General features: G+C 72.9%; 16 protein-coding genes. 6 read left to right on the forward strand and 10 right to left on the reverse strand.

Annotated elements, in window-relative coordinates; all coding sequences use genetic code 11:
• Positions 1–9 precede the first annotated feature (9 nt).
• Positions 10–606 carry a molybdopterin-dependent oxidoreductase gene (locus tag ACIBK9_RS30115; protein WP_357993229.1) on the reverse strand — a complete coding sequence of 199 codons (597 nt, stop codon included), beginning with the start codon at positions 604–606 and terminating at the stop codon, positions 10–12.
• Positions 607–761: 155 nt separating this feature from the next.
• Here ACIBK9_RS30115 and ACIBK9_RS30120 point away from each other — a divergent pair, with 155 nt between their 5' ends.
• Positions 762–1052, forward strand: coding sequence for a YiaA/YiaB family inner membrane protein (locus tag ACIBK9_RS30120; RefSeq protein WP_352330712.1), 291 nt, complete (start codon positions 762–764; stop codon positions 1050–1052).
• A 1-nt stretch (position 1053) separates the two neighbouring features.
• On the opposite strand, the gene thiI is transcribed toward ACIBK9_RS30120, so the two are convergent.
• The 3 genes from thiI to macS all read right to left on the reverse strand — a co-directional run bounded on the left by thiI (position 1054) and on the right by macS (position 4108).
• A complete protein-coding gene (thiI, locus tag ACIBK9_RS30125; RefSeq protein ID WP_397162207.1) occupies positions 1054–2250 on the reverse strand; it encodes a tRNA uracil 4-sulfurtransferase ThiI in 1197 nt (398 codons plus the stop codon).
• Between the two features lie 67 nt (positions 2251–2317).
• Positions 2318–2971, reverse strand: a complete 654-nt coding sequence (locus ACIBK9_RS30130; RefSeq protein ID WP_364331652.1) for a response regulator transcription factor — start codon at positions 2969–2971, stop codon at positions 2318–2320.
• Positions 2972–3010: 39 nt separating this feature from the next.
• On the reverse strand, positions 3011–4108 hold the full coding sequence (macS, locus tag ACIBK9_RS30135) for a MacS family sensor histidine kinase (protein ID WP_397162208.1): 1098 nt from the start codon (positions 4106–4108) through the stop codon (positions 3011–3013).
• 114 nt (positions 4109–4222) lie between these two features.
• Here macS and ACIBK9_RS30140 point away from each other — a divergent pair, with 114 nt between their 5' ends.
• Positions 4223–5089 (forward strand): MHYT domain-containing protein, encoded by an 867-nt coding sequence (locus ACIBK9_RS30140; RefSeq protein WP_397162209.1) that lies wholly within the window; start codon positions 4223–4225, stop codon positions 5087–5089.
• A gap of 235 nt (positions 5090–5324) precedes the next feature.
• On the opposite strand, the gene ACIBK9_RS30145 is transcribed toward ACIBK9_RS30140, so the two are convergent.
• On the reverse strand, positions 5325–6350 hold the full coding sequence (locus tag ACIBK9_RS30145) for a 6-phosphofructokinase (RefSeq protein ID WP_397162210.1): 1026 nt from the start codon (positions 6348–6350) through the stop codon (positions 5325–5327).
• 171 nt (positions 6351–6521) lie between these two features.
• Between ACIBK9_RS30145 and ACIBK9_RS30150 the strand changes: the two genes are divergently transcribed.
• Positions 6522–7247 (forward strand): Clp protease N-terminal domain-containing protein, encoded by a 726-nt coding sequence (locus ACIBK9_RS30150; RefSeq protein WP_397162211.1) that lies wholly within the window; start codon positions 6522–6524, stop codon positions 7245–7247.
• On the opposite strand, the gene ACIBK9_RS30155 is transcribed toward ACIBK9_RS30150, so the two are convergent.
• Positions 7204–8703, reverse strand: a complete 1500-nt coding sequence (locus tag ACIBK9_RS30155) for a N,N-dimethylformamidase beta subunit family domain-containing protein (RefSeq protein WP_397162212.1) — start codon at positions 8701–8703, stop codon at positions 7204–7206. The two genes, ACIBK9_RS30150 and ACIBK9_RS30155, sit on opposite strands and share 44 nt — an antisense overlap.
• A gap of 81 nt (positions 8704–8784) precedes the next feature.
• The gene (locus ACIBK9_RS30160) at positions 8785–9684 is read right to left on the reverse strand and encodes a beta-propeller fold lactonase family protein (protein ID WP_352353237.1); all 900 of its coding nucleotides are present in this window, start codon (positions 9682–9684) and stop codon (positions 8785–8787) included.
• Positions 9685–9778: 94 nt separating this feature from the next.
• Here ACIBK9_RS30160 and ACIBK9_RS30165 point away from each other — a divergent pair, with 94 nt between their 5' ends.
• Positions 9779–10636 (forward strand): GNAT family N-acetyltransferase, encoded by an 858-nt coding sequence (locus tag ACIBK9_RS30165; RefSeq protein WP_397162213.1) that lies wholly within the window; start codon positions 9779–9781, stop codon positions 10634–10636.
• On the opposite strand, the gene ACIBK9_RS30170 is transcribed toward ACIBK9_RS30165, so the two are convergent.
• The 3 genes from ACIBK9_RS30170 to ACIBK9_RS30180 form a co-directional block, all read right to left on the reverse strand.
• Positions 10593–12620 carry an MMPL family transporter gene (locus ACIBK9_RS30170; protein ID WP_397162348.1) on the reverse strand — a complete coding sequence of 676 codons (2028 nt, stop codon included), beginning with the start codon at positions 12618–12620 and terminating at the stop codon, positions 10593–10595. The two genes, ACIBK9_RS30165 and ACIBK9_RS30170, sit on opposite strands and share 44 nt — an antisense overlap.
• A 58-nt stretch (positions 12621–12678) precedes the next feature.
• Positions 12679–13701 (reverse strand): alkaline phosphatase PhoX, encoded by a 1023-nt coding sequence (locus tag ACIBK9_RS30175; protein ID WP_364331674.1) that lies wholly within the window; start codon positions 13699–13701, stop codon positions 12679–12681.
• Positions 13702–13950: 249 nt separating this feature from the next.
• A complete protein-coding gene (locus ACIBK9_RS30180; protein WP_387666223.1) occupies positions 13951–14418 on the reverse strand; it encodes a Dps family protein in 468 nt (155 codons plus the stop codon).
• A 116-nt stretch (positions 14419–14534) separates the two neighbouring features.
• On the opposite strand from ACIBK9_RS30180, the gene ACIBK9_RS30185 reads away from it, so the two are divergent.
• Both ACIBK9_RS30185 and ACIBK9_RS30190 read left to right on the forward strand, forming a co-directional pair.
• On the forward strand, positions 14535–15278 hold the full coding sequence (locus ACIBK9_RS30185) for a helix-turn-helix domain-containing protein (RefSeq protein WP_397162214.1): 744 nt from the start codon (positions 14535–14537) through the stop codon (positions 15276–15278).
• Positions 15275–17809, forward strand: coding sequence for a VIT domain-containing protein (locus ACIBK9_RS30190; RefSeq protein WP_397162215.1), 2535 nt, complete (start codon positions 15275–15277; stop codon positions 17807–17809). The genes ACIBK9_RS30185 and ACIBK9_RS30190 overlap by 4 nt, the downstream gene beginning before the upstream one ends.
• The last annotated feature ends 9 nt before the right edge of the window (positions 17810–17818 follow it).

The raw sequence follows: 17818 nt of genomic DNA on the forward strand, positions 1-17818 counted from the left end.
CAGTGAAGTCTACGGGGGGCCCTCGCCGGGTTCCTCCTGATAGGAGTAGCGCTGTTCGCGCCAGGGATCGGCCAGGTTGTGGTATCCGCGTTCCTCCCAGAAGCCGCGCCGGTCCTCCAGGAGGTATTCGACGGCGCGCACCCACTTGACGCTCTTCCACGCGTACAGGTGGGGGACCACGATGCGCACGGGGAAACCGCGGTCGGGGCTGAGCGGCTTCTCGTCCAGCTCCGTGGCGAACAGGGTGTCGGGGGCGGCGAAGTCGGACATGCGGAGGTTGGCGCTGTAGCCGTACTCGGCCCAGATCATGACGTGGCGCACGCCGGGGTCGGGCGGCGCCAGCTCCATGATCGTGGCCGGGGTGACGCCCCGCCACTCGTTGGCCATGAGGGAGAACTTGGTCACGCAGTGGAAGTCGGCGATGCGCGTGTCCCGGGGCAGCAGCTCGAAGTCCGCCCACGTCAGGCAGTGCTCCTCGCCGGAGGCCGTGGCGCCGAAGACGCGGAAGTCCCAGCTGTCCGGCTTGAAGGCGGGCACCCTGCCGTAGTGGATCACGGGGCGGCCGCGCGGGACGTACTGGCCTGGAGGCAGGCGCGACTCCTCCACGATCACTCCCCTCACCGATCTCGCGTCTTGGGCCATCCTGCCATCGGCCCGCCCGCGCCCCGCGTCCGGGGCTGCGGCCGAGCCTTTCGTACTCATTAGTAACTTGAGTACGAAAGCCCATGCGACGGCCTGGCCTGCGAGATCACCATGAACTCATGAGCAAGCCCATCCGTCCCACGCAGACCGCCGCGTTCTACGTCCAGGCGGTCCTGTCGTTCGCCGTCTCCGTGTCGTCCGTGGTGATCGCCCTGATCTACCTGCCGGCCTCCGGCTGGATCAGGGCGTTCCTCGCGCTCGGCCTGCTGTACGTGGTCACCTCCACGGTCAACCTGTGCAAGGTCGTCCGCGACCGGCAGGAGCTGGCGGAGGTGACCAACCGCGTGGACCAGGCCAGGCTGGACAAGCTGCTGGCCGAGCACGACCCGTTCAAGGTCGACGCGGCCTGAGCTACAGCGTGTACTCCTGGATCGAGTCGGCGAGCTGCACGCACAGCTCCTCGGCGTCGAGCCGCTTCTCGATCTGCTTGAGGTCGTCGATCTTGGCCCGCGTCTCGGCGCGCTTGGGAGCCAGCAGGGAGCAGCAGTCCTCGTCGGGCAGCTCCGAGATCTCCAGCGTGCCGATGCGCCGGGCCTCGGCCATGATCTCGGTCTTGTCCCAGCCCACGAGCGGGCGCAGGATCGGCAGCTCGACCGCGTTGTCCTGGGCGGTGATGTTGGCCAGCGTCTGGGAGGAGACCTGGCCGAGCGCGTCGCCGGTGATCAGCGCGCCGGCGCGGATGCGGTGGGCGACCTCCTCGGCCGTCTTCAGCATGAGCCGCCGCTGGGCGATCACGGCCAGGCGGTCCTGGCCCGAGTTGCGGATCGACTGCTGCGCCTTGCCGAACGGCACCACCCACAGCCGCGACCTGCCCTGGAACCTGTCGAGCTTCCTGACCAGCGCGTACGCCTTGTAGATCGACTCGGAGGTGGTGAACGGGATGCCGGAGAAGTGCAGGAAGTCGACGTGCAGGCCGCGCTTCATCATCCGGTAGGCCGCCACCGGCGAGTCGATGCCGCCCGACATGAGCACCAGCGCCCGGCCGCTGCTGCCGACCGGCAGGCCGCCCTGGCCCGGGATGCCGTCGGTGAAGACGAACACCTCGTCCCGGTCGACCTCGATGAAGACGGTCAGCTCGGGGTTCTTCAGGTCGACGGGCAGGTGGTACTCGTCGTTGATCGCGCCGCCGACGAGCCGGTCGAGCTCGTTGGAGGTCAGCGGGAAGCGCTTGTCGCGGCGGCGGGAGCGCACCGCGAAGCGGGCCCCGCGGGCGACCTCCTCGCGGTCGCGGATCAGTTCCAGGCCGGCCTTGAGCACGGTGTCGGGGTCTTTGGCCACCCGCCAGGCGCGGTGGATCCACACCAGGCCGGGCACGTCGGCGACCCGCCGGGCCACCGCGTCGGCCTGCTCGACGTCCGACCCCTCGGGCAGGAAGATCGCGACGACGCCGTGGCGCCGGCGGACGTCCGTCTTGAGGCCGAGATCCTGGAGCGCGAAGCGGATGTTGTCGATCAGACGGCGCTCGAACAGCTCACGGTTCTTGCCCTTGAGAACGATCTCGCCCAGCTTGAGCAGAACGCATGGCTCGCCCAGGGCGGACATCGTCATGGTGGAACCTCCGGGGAAGACGGGGAAGGCGCGGCCGCTAGGAAGGCAACGCCGCGACCCATCGAGTTTAGTCCGCGTCGAGGCCCTGCTCGATCGCATATCGGACCAGTTCCACCCGGTTGTGCAGCTGGAGCTTGCTCAGCGTGTTCTGCACGTGGTTCTGGACCGTGCGGTGCGAGAGCACCAGGCGGTCGGCGACCTGCCGGTAGGTCAGGCCCTTGGCGACCAGCCTGAGCACTTCGGTCTCGCGCTCGGTCAGCCTCGGGCCGTCGTCGTCGGCGCGTCCGGCGGCGGGGCGCGCGGCCAGCCTCCGGTACTCCCCCAGCACCAGCCCGGCCAGGCCCGGCGTGAAGACGGCGTCGCCTTCGGCGGTGCGGCGGACGGCGTCGAGGAACTCCTCCCGGCTCGCCGACTTCACCAGGTAGCCGGACGCGCCCGCCTTGACGGCCGCCAGCACGTCGTCCTGCTCGGCGCTGGCCGACAACACCAGGACCTTGGGCGCCGGTTCGGCCCCGGCCAGCCCGGCGGCCACCTCCGCGCCGGACATGTCGGGCAGGCGCAGATCCAGCACGACGACCTGGGGGCGCACGGCCGCGGCCGCCCTGATCGCCTGCCGGCCCTCCCCCACCACGGCCACGACCTCGTAGCCCGCCTCGGACAGATCCCTGGCCACGCCGTCGCGCCACATGGGATGGTCGTCCACCACCATGACCCGCACCATGACGTCACTCTAACCGGGCCGGTCCCCGCCTATCCGCGCCTATCCGCAGGGAAGACTGATCTCGATCTCGGTCCCGGACGGCGTGGAGGCGACGGCGACCGTCCCGCCCAGGTCGGCGACGCGCCCGCGGATGGACTGCGCGACGCCCAGGCGGCCCTCGGCGGCGGCCCGCTCCAGGCGCCCCTCCGGGATGCCGGGGCCCTCGTCGCGCACGGTCACCATGACCACGTCGTCGCAGGACTCGGCGAACACCCAGGCCCGCGCGCCCGCGCCGCAGTGCTCGCGCACGTTGTCCAGTGCGGCCCCGACCGCGGCCGCCACGCCCTCGGCCGCCGGCGTGGGCAGGACGAGCGGCGTGGCCGGGGTGGAGACCGTCACCAGCGGCGAGCCGTGCCGCATGAGCAGGGAGCGCAGGTCCGTGGCGCCGGTCGGGGCGGGGCGGGCGGCGATGAGCTCGCGCAGCGCGGCCTCCTGCTCGCCGGCCAGGCGGCCCAGCTCGGCCGCCTCGCCGCCGATCTGCCGGCCGCGCCGCTGGACCAGGGCCAGCACCTGCAGGACGGAGTCGTGCAGGTCGCGGGCCAGCCGGTCGCGTTCGCGCTGGGCGGCCTCCATCTCGGCCGCGCGCTGCATGCGCTCCTCGGCCTCCTTGGCCAGCCGGGCCACGTGTCCGACCACCACTCCTGACAGGAACAGCAGGACCGCGCCGTTGATCATCACGGGCGCCTCGGGGGCGCGCACGCGCAGCCACAGGTCCGCGGCGGCGACCAGGGCCGCCGCCACCGCGCCCGCGCGCCTGCCGCCGTACACGGCCCAGGCCAGGACGGGCGCGGCGACCCAGGTGGCGGGCACGGGCATGGTGCCCGCCACGCCCTGACGGGCGCCCTCCACGTACGGGGACGTCAGCAGGCAGGCCAGCGCCACCAGCAGGTCCACGGCCAGCAGCGGCCACCCGCGCAGCCTTTCCGACGCGTACGCGTAGGTGGCTCCGGCCGTCCACAACGCCATCAGGGCGATCACCAGCCAGCCGGCGACCGGCTGCTCGTACCCGCGGTACTGGGCCATCAGCACGGCCGCGTACAGCAACGACGCGGCGCGGAAGACGGCGATCGCGCGCCAGAAGGGCCCCTCGATGCTCATGAGACCCTCTCATGTTTCCGACACGCCGGTTGACAGATAGTTGCGTTATCCATACAGGAGGGGCGGACCGGATGACACAATCCGTCAACCCCTAATCACAAGGAATGTCGATATATGACCGCTGTTAATCATTTCACCCACGGACCGCTCACACCGCTGCTGGCGTACCTGATGTCGTGCCTGGGTTCGATGCTCGGACTGCGGCTCACCGCACAGGCGCACGCCAGCCGCGGCGCGTCGCGGGTGCGCTGGTTGATCGGCGCGGCCATCTCCATCGGCGGCACCGGCATCTGGGTCATGCACTTCGTCGGGATGATGGGCTTCGCGGTGGAGGGCACGCAGATCAAGTACGACGTGCCGCTCACCGTCGCCTCGGCCGCCGTGGCAGTGGTGGTGGTCGGCACCGGGCTGTTCCTGGTCTCCTACGGCCGCGGCCGGGCGCTGGCGCTGCTCGGCGGCGGCCTGCTCACCGGGCTCGGCGTGGCCAGCATGCACTACCTCGGCATGTACGCGATGAACATGAGCGCCCACGTCTCCTACGACCGCACGATCGTGGCCGGGTCCGTGGTGATCGCCGTCGTGGCCGCGACCGCCGCGCTCTGGTTCACGCTGCGGGTCAAGAAGCCGGTCTGGATCACCGGCGCGGCGCTGGTCATGGGCGTGGCCGTCTCGGGCATGCACTACACCGGCATGTACGCCATGCGGGTCACCGTCGACGCCGAGCCCGGCATGGTCACCGGCGCGGACGCCCTCGACTTCCTCGTCCCGCTCATGACCGTGATCAGCCTGATCACGCTGACCATGCTGCTCATGGTGATCCTCGCGCCCTCGGAGGAGGAGCTGCACGAGGACGCCGAGATGGTCGCCCGCCTGGAGCTGCGCCGGCGCGCCGCCCAGCAGCAGCAGCGCCTGGCCTACCCCGCGCCGCAGGCCGCCCCCCGCCCGCAACAGCAGCGGATGATGCGCACCCGCCGCAGGTAGCCCGCGGCGACGAGCGTCCGGACGGGGCCGGACGCGACGAGGGCGCGCCGGAGGTGGATCACCTCGGCGCGCCCCGCGATTGAGCTATCTCCTGGGTACGGCTTGCGGCGCAAAGTGGGCCGCCGACTCGCTGCGCCCCAAGCCGTACCCCGAGGGGGGTTGTAAGCGGTAACCCCGCTGCCCAGAAAGTACGGCCCGGCGCTTGCAAGCCGCTTTCAGCCAGCCGTAGAGAGCCTCACCCGAAGAACACCTCGGCCTCGGAGTACCGGGAGGCCGGGACGGTCTTCAGCTCGGCCGTCGCCTCGTCGAGCCCGACCCGGACGATGTCGGTGCCGCGCAGCGCGACCATCGTGCCGTAGTCGCCCTCGTGCACGGCGTCGATCGCCTGCAGCCCGAACCTGGTGGCCAGCACCCGGTCGTAGGCCGTCGGGGTGCCGCCGCGCTGGATGTGGCCGAGCACGGTGGTGCGGGCCTCCTTGCCGGTGCGCTTCTCGATCTCCTTGGCCAGCACCTCGCCGATGCCGCCGAGCCGGACGTGCCCGAACGCGTCGAGGGTGCCGGTCTGCAGCTCCATCTGGCCCTCGATCGGGTGGGCGCCCTCGGCCACGACGATGATCGGCGAGTAGCGGGTGCGGAAGCGGGACTCGACGTACTCGCAGACCCGGTCGATGTCGAACGGCTTCTCGGGGATGAGGATCACGTTCGCGCCGCCGGCCATGCCCGCGTGCAGCGCGATCCAGCCCGCGTGGCGGCCCATGACCTCGCAGATCAGCGCGCGGTGGTGGGACTCGGCGGTGGTGTGCAGCCGGTCGATGGCCTCCATCGCGATGTTGACCGCGGTGTCGAAGCCGAAGGTGTAGTCGGTGCCGGACAGGTCGTTGTCGATGGTCTTGGGCACGCCCACGACCTTGACGTCACGGTCGTAGAGCTGTTTGGCCACGCCGAGCGTGTCCTCGCCGCCGATGGCGATCAGGGCGTCGACGCCGGTGGCGGCGAGGTTCTCCTTGATGCGGTCGACGCCGCCCTCGATCTTGATCGGGTTGGTGCGGGAGGATCCGAGAATGGTGCCGCCCCGCGGCAGGATGCCTCGTACGGCCTGGATGTCGAGCGGCATCGTGTCGCCTTCCAGGGGCCCGCGCCAGCCGTCGCGGAAGCCCACGAACTCATGGCCGTACGTGCTCACCCCCTTACGCACCACGGCCCTGATGACGGCGTTGAGACCCGGACAGTCTCCGCCTCCGGTGAGCACTCCTATACGCATGGCGGGTTCCTCCCGATGGGGTTCACGAACCATTGCTCGGTGACTGCTCGCATTGTGCCTGCCGCGACGCTCAGTGGTCTAGACCAAACGCGCGGCCCTCGATCATTTCCTGGAAGCGGCGATCGTCAACCCGGGGTTGACGGCACATCAGCGTCAACCTATGGTTGACGCATGGATGAAACCGTACGTCTCGACGACCTCATCGCCGCCATCAAGAGCCGTCATCCGGACGGCGACCCGCTCGGCCAGCTCTCCGACGCCGTCACGCTGGGCGAGCACCTCGGAGAGGTGGCCGACCACCTGATCGGCCACTTCGTGGACCACGCCCGCCACTCCGGCGCCTCCTGGACCGACATCGGCCGCAGCATGGGCGTGACCAAGCAGGCCGCGCAGAAGCGGTTCGTGGTCAAGGAGGGCGGCTCGCTCGCCGACGACCTGCGCAACTACGCCCGCTACACCGACAAGGCCCGGGTCGCGGTGGTCAAGTCCCAGGAGGAGGCGCGCCTGTCGGGGCACGACCACATCGAGGTCGGGCACCTGGTGCTCGGGCTGCTGCACGTGCCCGAGGCGCTGGCCGCCGCCACCATGACCACGCTCGGGGCCTCCCCCGAGGCGGTCAGGGAGGCCGTCACGGCGGCCATGGCGCCCGGCGGCGGGCAGTCGCCCGTCACCCTGCCGTTCTCCGCGCAGTCCGCCAAGGCGCTGGAGCTCACCCTGCGCGAGGCCCTGCGGCTCGGGCACAACTACGTCGGCACCGAGCACCTGCTGCTCGGCGTGCTCTCCCTGGAGGAGGGCCCGGTGGTGCGGGCCCTGGCCGATCTCGGCGTGCACAAGGAGGCGGCCGAGCGGGAGATCAGGGAGCGGCTGGCGGCGATCCTGCGCGAGCGCCGCTCATAGCCGCCCCGGCCGCCCTCGGGCCGGCCCCGGGGGCGGCGTTCCCCGGGGGGCCCGCGTGGCCCTGAGGAGGGTGGGCGGGCTGGCCGGAGCGCCCGGCCGGGCCGGCGGCGAACCGGGTCAGCACGTTCGCCGTGGCGCGGCGGGTGAAGGCGGCCGCGGACTCCGGGACGCCGTGGCCGCAGCGCTTGCCGCGCATCGCGCACACCCAGCGCATCGTGCCCGAGGCGAACACCCCGGCCCCGCTCGGCGCCGTGTAGTACGTGCTCTGCGACGTCGTCCCGCGTCCTCCGCACGAGAACGGCGAGTCGGCCAGCACCTCCACGCCCTTCGGTGAGCCGCGCGAGACCTTGTCGGTCTCCGGGCCGACCATGCCGGGGAAGCGCCGCCCCCGGGTGCCCGCGAAGATCCAGTGGCCCGGCCTGCGGACCGTGTAGGCGCCCTGGGCGGGGAAGCAGTCGTACATCTGCCCCACCAGGGCGCTCTCCGGGCGGGAGTCCCGCCACAGCGGGCAGAGCCGTTCCTTGTCGCAGGCGACCGTCCTGCCCTTGATAGCGATGCGCCAGTAGACGGCGTTCGCGCCGAGGAAGGCGAGGTTCGTCCCGCTGTCCCTGGCCCTGGTGACGGCCGTGCGCATGGCGGGCGACCAGTACTCGTCGTGGCCGAGCGAGACCACGGCCCGGGCGCCGTCCAGCACGCCGGGGCCGAGGTCGAGGCTGGTGAGGTAGGCCAGGGGCACGCCGCTGCGCTCGGCCACGGCCAGGGCCGACTGCTCGAAGTCGAGGAACAGGCGGGCGCCGCCGCCGTCGTACGGGCGGTCGAAGGTGACCTCGCGCGAGCGGTCGGCGAACCCGCCGGGGCCCAGGTACAGGCTGCGGCCGCCCCACAGGTTGTACGCCTGCCAGGTGGTCACCGCGTTCACCATCACCACGCGGCCCCGGGTGGAGGCCGAGCGGACGGTGATCGGCACGTACCGCTGGGCGCCGGTCGAGGCGTCGAGCCTGATCAGGTACGCGCCCTCCGTCCAGCCGCGGGTGTCCACGGTGAGCGAGGGCTTCCAGTGGGCGGCGGTCACCATGCCGTGCACGGTCCTGGCCGGAGGCTGGCGCACGCCCTCCACCTGCGGCGACTCCCACACCTTGGCCGGGTGCGCGCCCATCCTGAACGCGCCGGCGGTGAAGCGCGGGGCGGTGGTGGAGACGTGCAGGGCGAAGGGCCGGCCGGGCAGGACGCTCACATGGTCGGCGTAGCCCTCGATCTCGTGGTCGGCCCCGCGGGTGGTGATCCGCCAGGACTCCCCCGCGTCCACCGGCGGCGGCGACGGCCGTCCCGTCTCCGACGGCTGCGGGACGGGCGGCGCGGGCGACGCGGACGGCGCCGGCCGCACGGGACCGCCGCCGCATCCGGCGGCCGGCAGGACGGCGATCAACAGGGTGAGGAGCAGCAGGAGCTTGCGCACCCGGCCATCGTCGCGGCCCGCCACGGGGCCGGGCCACGACTTGGCCAGATCCTTACACCGGGCCGCTTCCCGCCCGGCGTTCTATGCGGGCAGCACGCAGGACGGGCTGGGCACCTCGTACGACTGGCCGGCCGGCTCGGGCACCCCGTCCTCCAGCGTGAACACGGTCACCTCGCCGGAGTTCTGGTTGGCGACGTACAGGCGGTCGCCGGCGATGGCGAAGTGGCGGGGCCAGACGCCGCCCGAGGGCACCTCGGCCACCGGGGACAGGTCGGCGGCGCGCAGCACCGAGACCGTGTCGGGCCCGCGGTTGGCGACGTAGACCAGGTCGCCGTCGAGCTGCAGGTGGCTGGGCGCGTTGTCGCCCCCGGCGCGCGAGGCGGGCACGACGGTGCGGCGCTCGCCCTCGACGAGGGTCACGGTGCCGTCCAGCTCGCCGGCCACGTACAGGCGGTCGCCGGCGAAGGCGAAGTGGCGGGGGCCGGTGCCGGGGGCCAGGGTGATCGGGTCGAGCGGGGAGCCGTCCAGGCGGTAACGGCGGATCTCGTCGGTGCCCAGGTCGGAGACGTGCAGGACGTCGTCGTGGAAGACGCACATGTGGGCGTGCGAGCCGGCCTGGCGGTCGGGGTCGGGGCCCGAGCCCTCGTGCCGCAGGACGACGGGGTCGCCGGTGAAGGCGCCCCGCTCGTCCAGGTGGTGCAGGCCGGCGGTGCCGTCGCCGTAGTTGGCCACGGCCAGCAGGCTCCCCGAGGGGTGGACGGCGACGTGGCAGGGGCTGTCGCCGTCGCTGGACCGTTCGTCCAGCGGGGACAGGCCGCCCTCGGTGGTGAAGGCGGTGAGCCAGCCGCGCTGCAGCTCGCCAGCCGCGTACAGCACCGGCAGGGTGGGGTGGGCGGCCAGGAACGACGGCGAGGCCACGCGGGTCAGCTCGCCGCCCACCGTGACGATGCCGGGGCCGTAACCGCCTATGTAGAGGTTCACAACGGGATCCTTCTTATGGTTGACTGGGGCAATGAATTCGTTGACGGAGGCAAGGGTTTCTGAGATCAGAGCCTTCAACCGGTTCTATACGAAAGTGATCGGCGTCCTCCAGGCAGGCATGCTCGACTCGCCCTACTCGCTGACGGAAGTCAGGGTGCTGTTCGAGCTCGCGCACGCCGAGAGCATGGAGACCGGCGAGCTGCGCGGCCTGCTCGACCTCGACGCGGGCTACCTGAGCCGGATCCTGGCCCGCTTCGAGGGCGACGGGCTGGTCGCCCGCGAGCGGTCGGCCGCCGACGCCCGCAAGCAGCTCGTCCGGCTGACCGAGGCGGGCGCGGCCACCTTCGCCGGGCTCGACCGCCGTTCGGCCGAGGAGATCGAACGGCTGCTCGACGGCCTGCCCGAGGCCGACCGGGCGCTGCTGGTCGGCAGCATGGCGACGATCCGGCGGCTGCTCGGCGAGCCGGCCGCCCGCTCGTACGTGATCAGGCCCCCGCGGACGGGCGACCTCGGCTGGGTCGCCTACCGGCACGGCGCCCTCTACAGCGAGGAGTACGGCTGGGGCACCGAGTTCGAGCAGCTCGTGGCCAGGATCGTGGGCGCCTACGACCCCGCCCGCGACGCCGGCTGGATCGCCGAGGTCGACGGCGAGCGCGCCGGGTGCGTGTTCTGCGTGCACCAGGACGACACGACGGCCAAGCTGCGCATGTTGCTGGTCGAGCCGTCGGCGCGCGGCCTCGGGATCGGGCGGCGCCTGGTGGCCGAGTGCCTGCGCCACGCCAGGGACCGGGGCTACCGGCGGATCACGCTGTGGACGCGCGACTGCCTGGTGAGCGCGCGGCGCATCTACCAGACGGCCGGGTTCGAGCTGGAGTCGGCGGAGCCGGGCGTGGAGAACGGCGCCGAGGTCACCGAGGAGATGTGGTCGCTCGACCTCGCGGCCACCAGTTGAGCGGCCCGGCCAGGCGCATCAGGCTCGGCACCAGCACCGCCCTGATCACGGTGGCGTCCGCCAGCACCGCGACGGCCATGCCGACCCCGAGCATCTGCACGAACGCCACCCGCGCGGTGGCGTAGGCGGCGAACGTGAGCGCCAGGATGCCGCCCGCCGCGGTGATCAGGGGCGCGCCGCGCTGCATGCCGGTGGCGACGGCCTGCCCGGTGTCGCCCGTCCTGTCGTACTCCTCCTTGATCCTGGACAGCAGGAAGACCTCGTAGTCCATCGACAGGCCGTAGGCGACGCAGAGCATGAGGATCGGGATGCTCGGGTCGAGCGTGCCGGTCGGGGTGAAGCCGAGCAGACCCGACAGGTGGCCCTCCTGGAAGATCCAGACGACGGCGCCGAACATGACGCCGAGGCTGAGGACGTTCAGCAAGGTCGCCTTGAGCGGGAGCACCAGGCTGCCGGTCATCAGGAACAGCACGGCGAACGTGACGCCCAGCATGAGCGCCAGCACCAGCGGCAGGCGGTCGACGACCGAGGCGCGGAAGTCGGCCAGCTCGGCGGGATAGCCGCCGACCAGGACCTCGAAGGGCGGCGGCACGGCCCGTACGGACTCCACCAGCCGGACGGGGTCACCGGCCAGCGCCTCGGCGGAGGGCACCACCGACAACCACGCGCCCTGCCCGCGGAAGCGGGCCGGGTCGCCGTCGCCGACCCGCCGCCCGGCCGCGTGGGCGCCGGCGGCGGAGTCGACCTGGGCGACCCCGGGAACCCGCGAGAGCCGCATCGCGTACGCCGAGACGTCGGCGGCCCGCGCCGCACCCGTCGAGACGATCTGGATGGCGTCGGTCTCCTCCGCCGGGAAGGTCTGCCGGATGACCTCCTGGGTCTGCCGCGAGGACGCCTCCGGCGGCAGGATGCGGTCGTCGGCCGTGCCGAAGCGCAGGCCGAGGAACGGCGAGGCGAGCACCAGCAGCAGCGCCGCCGCCAGGCCGCCGGACACCACCGGCCGGCGCATGACCCGGACGGCCAGGCCGTGCCAGAACCCGGCTCCCCGGGCCTCGGTTCCGCCGCGCCCGGGACGCCCCGGCCCGGGCAGCATCGCGCCGCCGGCCGAGGCCAGCACCGCGGGCAGCACGATCACCGCCGCGAACAGACCGCCGGCCACGACCGCGATGCCCGCGAAGGCGAAGGAGCGCAGGAAGTCGAAGGGCAGCGCGAACAGCACGGCCAGCGAGGCGGCCACCGTGAGGCCGCTGAACAGCACGGTCCGCCCGGCGTGCTCGACGGCTCCGGCGACGGCTGCCGCGCGGTCGCGTCCGGCGCTCACCTCCTCGCGGAAACGCTGGACGACGAACAGGCAGTAGTCGATGCCGAGCCCGAGGCCCATGGCGAGGGTGAGGTTGAGGGCGAAGGTGGAGACCTCCGCGAACACCAGGACGCCGCGCAGCAGCGCCAGGCCGACCACCATGGCCAGCACCCCCGCCAGGATCGGCGCAAGGGCGGCCATGACCCGCCGCTGGTAGAGCCAGAGCAGCACGAACGCCAGCGGGAAGATGACCAGCTCGGCCCGGACGAAGTCCTGCCTAGCCAGCGGCACGGTCTCGCGGAACACCTCCTCCCCTCCGCCGGCCCGCACCTGGAGCGGGCCCTGCTCGCCGACGATCCGCGGCACCAGCGCGGGCAGCACCCGCGCCCGCACGTGGTCGGCGTCGCCGGGGACGCGCACCACGATCAGCGCGTGCCGGCCGTCCCGGCTGCGCAGGGTGGCGGGCCTGCCCCTGGTCCAGTACGAGGAGGACTCCGCGACGCCGTCCGAGCGGCCGATCCGGTCGGTGAGGGCGCGGCCCGCCGCCTCGGCCGCGGGGTCGTCGACGGTGCCCGACCTGGGGGTGACCAGGAAGACCAGGTCGGGGCTGCCGGTGCCGAACCGGCGGACGAGCTCGGCCTGGGCCCGGTCGGACTCCGAGCCCGGCGCCTCGAAGCGGGCCAGGGAGAGGCGGGAGACCGATCAGGGGAGGAAGGGGCCGCTGCCTGACCTGAGCCTGCGATCAGGGACGGAAGGGGCCGCGAACCTCGAAGGTGTGGCCCTCGGTGCGGCCGCGCCTGGCCGAGAAGTAGAGCCGGTCGCCCCTCGGCGAGAACGCCAGCCCCGTGAGCTCGGCCCCCTCGTGCCCGGTGAGCCGCAGGAACGGCGTGACGGCCCGGTCGGGCGCGATGACGTCGATCTCCGTCGTCTCCCTGGCCACGTAGAGGTCGCCGGAGGGGGCGGCGGTGATCGCGCGCACGCCCTCGCACAGCCGGTCGAGCGTGGAGGTGTGGGCGTCGTAGGCCCACAGGCCGGTGTCGCCCTTGGTGGTGAAGTAGCAGACGCCGCCCGCGTAGTGGCAGCCGTCGCCGCCGTCGAAGTGGCGGGCGTCCTCGACCTGGTGGCGGGCCGCGGTGAGCAGCGCGGCCGGGGACGGCACCGGCCGCCATCCGCCCGACGCGCACAGCACCTCCAGCGTGCCCTCCGTCAGGTCGCCCCAGTCGCCGGGACGGAAGCGGTAGAAGCAGCCGTCGTGCTCGTCCTCGGTCATGTAGACGACGCGCCGCTCGGGGTCGCAGGCGGCGGCCTCGTGCCGGAAGCGGCCCATGGCCAGGCGGGGGCGGGCGGCGCGGGCGCCGTAGGGGTCGCACTCGAAGACGCGGCCGCGGTCGCCGAGCTCGCACGACAGCCAGGTGTGCCACGGCGTGGCGCCGCCCGCGCAGTTGAGGTCGGTGCCGGACAGGATGCGGTAGGCGTCGGCGACCGTGCCGTCGGCGTGGAAGCGCAGCGCGGAGGCGCCGCCGAGCAGGGGCAGCTCGGAGTTGGAGACGTAGATCCAGCCTGCGCCGTCGGGGAAGCAGGCGCCGCCGTCGGGCGCGGCGTGCCAGGTGAGCCCGGCCACCTTGTCGCCCGACCGGGCCACCACCCGGCCGGTGAAGCCCGGCGGGAGCGCGAGCCCGTCGGCGGACGCCGGCGTGAGCGGCCCGTACGGGCTGATGCCGCCCTGCAAGAGCGGGCCCGTGCGGAGGAGAGTCTTGTGGGACATCGTGGGGCCTCCCTCTAGGTGCCACGCTAGTCGACCGCACCGACATGAATGGCAAGGACTCGCGACATCAAACTCTGCGCAAACCCCGCGCTCCGTCGTGGCGTGAGATCGCCGGAGGCCCTGGACGATGCGTGACAGTCCGTACCCACCGGACGGAAGATCGCCCACCTTGGGGGCGGACACGCGAAAGCCCGGGCACTGTGGGCGTGCCCGGGCTTTTCGGGTGATGCGGCCGGCGGCCGCGCGCGGTCAGCGCTGGGCCTGGAACATCCAGTGCTGCTTGTCGATGTCCTGCGTCACGGCGATGAGCAGGTCCTGGCTGACCGGGTCGGCCTCGTCGGTGGCGCGGATGCGCTCGTACATGCGCTTGCTGATGCCGTCGAGGATGTCGGTGATCGTCGCCACCACCTTGCCGTCCTCCAGCCAGCCGCGCTCGGGCTGCTGGAGCTTGGTGGACTTGGCGACGGTCGCCGAGCGCCCGTCGGGGTTCACGCCGAGCGCGACCGCCCGTTCGGCGATGGTGTCCATGTGGGCACGGGCCAGGTCGGTCAGCTCGTCGAGCTGGAGGTGAATCGGGCGGAAATGGGCGCCGACAAGGTTCCAGTGCGCCTGCTTGGCGATCAGCGACAGATCGATCAGATCGACCAGGGCGTCCTGCAGGGCTTCGGCGACAGTGTTCTTGGCTTCACCCGAGAGCGGACCGGTGATCGTAGCCATGTCGTATTTCCTCCCCTTCAGTGGTGCTTATGCCTGTTTAGAACGTCATCCGGGGCTGGATTCTTCCGATCTTTCGATCGTTGACAGTGTAATAGTGACAGTGTCATTATGGAGGTATGAGCGACACCTGGACCATCGGCGAGCTGGCCGAGCACGCGGCGCGGGCGCTGCGCGCGGGCGCCCAGCCGGTCAACGGCCGGGTCCGCGACGTGCCCGGGGAACGCCTGATCAGGTGGTACACCACCATCGGCCTCGTGGACCCGCCCCTGACCCGGCGCGGCAGGATCGCCCGCTACGGCCGGCGGCACCTGCTGCAACTGGTGGCGGTCAAGCGCATGCAGGCGGCGGGGCACTCGATCGCCGAGATCCAGACGGCGCTGGCCGGCGCGACGAACGCCACGCTGGCGGCGGCCGCCGGGCTCGCCGACGTGCCGTCCGCGGGCGACGGGCGGGCGGTCCCTGGTTCTCCGCCGGACAGCCCGCGCTCGGCGGGGCCCACGTCCGTCGTCGCCACGACGACGAACGTGACGTCCGGCGGCGAGGCGAACGGGACCTTCGACGGCCAGGCGCGCGCGGCGCGGCGCCCTCCGGGCGGGCGGGCCGGAGGCGGCGGCGGCGAGCCGGGGCGTGAAAGGTTCTGGGCCGAGCGGCCGGTCCGCCGCGCCCCGGCCGGGAGCGAACGCCCCGCCGACGCCGAAGCGGGGCGTGCCGGGGGCGGGCCGGCCGCGGGGGTCGTGCTCGCGGACGGGGTGCGCATTGTGTGGGACGGGGGGCGGCCTCCGTCCGAGGACGACGTTCAGGCGGTGCTGGCGGCGGCTGGGCCGCTGCTCGCGGTGCTCGTAGAGAGGAGACTGCTGTGAAGATCACTTCGCTGGAGCCCGCACGGTGCCTGCCGGTGCCGGAGGCCGGGTTCGGCGCGCTGCTGACCGAGCGCGGCAACCTGCCGCTGGACAGCGTGGACGTGCACGCCGACATCGCCGGGCTCGTCGCCGGGGTGGAGGTCGAGCAGGGGTTCCGCAACCCGTTCGACGTCACGCTGGAGGCGACCTACGTCTTCCCGCTGCCCGACCGGGCGGCGGTGACGGCCTTCAGGATGGAGGCCGACGACCGGGTCGTGGAGGGCGTGCTGAAGGAGCGCGGCCAGGCCAGGGCCGACTACGACCAGGCGCTGCGCGAGGGCAGGCGGGCGGCCATCGCCGAGGAGGACCGGCCCGACGTCTTCACCATCAGGGTGGGCAACATCCTGCCCGGCGAACGCGTCTCGATCAGGCTGACCATGAGCCAGCCCCTCCCCTACGAGGACGGCGCGGCGACCTTCCGGTTCCCGCTCGTCGTGGCCCCGCGGTACGTCCCGGGCACCCCGCTCGACGGCGACCCGGCGGGCTCCGGCGTGGCGCCGGACACCGACGCCGTCCCCGACGCGTCGAGGATCACGCCGCCGGTGCTGCTGCCCGGCTTCCCCAACCCCGTACGGCTCTCACTCACCGCCCGCGTCGACGCCTCCGGGCTCGACCTGCGTGAGGTGGCCTCCAGCCTGCACGTGGTCGAGGAGGACGGCCACACCGTGCGCCTGCGTCCGGGCGAGCGCCTCGACCGTGACTTCATTTTGCGGCTGTCGTTCGAGGCGTCCACGTCCCTGCAGTTCGACGGGCGGGGGACGTTCGCGCTCACCGTCGTCCCGCCCGCCCTCCAGGCCGCCCGCGCGCCGCGGGACGTGGTGCTGGTGCTCGACCGTTCGGGCAGCATGGGCGGCTGGAAGATGGTCGCGGCGCGGCGGGCGGCGGCGCGCATCGTCGACACGCTGACCGCGCACGACCGCTTCAACGTGCTGACGTTCGACTCGGTGGTCGAGGCGGCGTTCGAGGGGCTGGTGGAGGCGTCCGACCGCAACCGGTACCGCGCGGTCGAGCACCTGGCGCGGGTCGACGCGCGCGGCGGCACCGAGCTGCTCGAACCGCTGCGCCGCGCCACCGCCCTCCTCGGCGCGCCCGGCGACAGGGAGCGGGTGGTGGTGCTGGTCACCGACGGCCAGGTGGGCAACGAGGACCAGATCCTGGAGCAGGCCGGCGGCGCGCTGTCGGCGATGCGGGTGCACACGGTCGGCATCGACCGGGCGGTGAACGCCGGCTTCCTCGGCCGGCTCGCCGGGCTGGGCGCCGGCCGGTGCGAGCTGGTCGAGTCCGAGGACCGGCTCGACGCGGCGATGGAGCAGATCCACCGCAGGATCGGCGCGCCGCTGGTGACGGACCTGTCCCTGAAGGGGCTGGAGACCGAGCCCGGCACCGTGACCCACCTCGGCTCGATCTTCCCCGGGGTCCCGCTCCGGGTGTACGGACGGTGCCGCGAGGGCGGCGAGGCCGTCACCGTGCGCGGCACGTCGGCCGGGGGGCCGTGGGAGGAGCGGGTCACGGGGGTGACCACCGGCAGTCCGGCCCTCCGCGCCGTCTGGGCCCGCGCCCACCTGCGCGAGCTGGAGGACCGGTACGCCATGGGCGAGCACGGCCTGGAGTCGCGGATCGTCGAGGTCTCGCTGGAGAACGGCGTTCTGTGCAGGTTCACGGCGTACGTGGCGATCGACACGAGGCAGGTCGCGGAGGGCGCGCCCGAGCACCGGGTGATCCAGCCGGTCGAGCCGCCCAGCGGGTGGGAGCTGCCGCCGAACCCGTCCATGGGCGGGGGGTTCGTGGCGCAGGCGATGACGATGGCGCGTCCCGCGGGTGCCGCCCGGATGATGCCGCCGGCCCCGCCGGCCCCGTCGTCCTTCGACCAGGGCTTCGACCGGAGCCTCGACCAGGGCTTCGGCGCGCCGAGTCCGCTCGGCGGCCCCTCCCCGGCCGACGCCCCCTTCCCGGCCCCGCCTCTCACGGGCGGCCCTGCCGGGCCTGCGCCGTCCGCACCCGGCTCCGGTGGCGGCCCTGGGCATGGAGCCTCGCCCAAGTTCGCGCCTCCGTCGTCGCCGCGCCCGGCACACCGGCTGGAGTCGGTCAGGCCGCAGCTGAAGGCCGAACTGGACCGGCTCAGGGCAATGCGCGTACCGGACGCGCTGTACCTGGCTGACCTGGGCTCGCGTCTGGCGGCGCTGGCGGCGTACCTGGGCGGGAACGAGGCGCTGGCGACGCTGGCCCGCGACCTGGAGGCGGCCGAACGTCCCGGCACGGACCTGCGCGCCCTGCACGACCACGCCGTCGAAGCGCTGGCCACCCTCACCGGCACCCCCGCCGACCACGCCCCGACCGACCCCACTCTCCCGGACGATCCCATCGCGCCGGGCGACCCCCTACCCAAGGACGGCCCACTCGCCCCAGGCGACCCGCTGCCCAAGGACGGCCCGCTCGCTCCAGGCGACCCCGAGCCCGGCAAGCACCACCGTCCCTTCTGGAAACGAGGCTGACGCCCACCT

It is taken from the genome of Nonomuraea sp. NPDC050227 (assembly GCF_044459705.1).
Lineage (GTDB): Bacteria > Actinomycetota > Actinomycetes > Streptosporangiales > Streptosporangiaceae > Nonomuraea.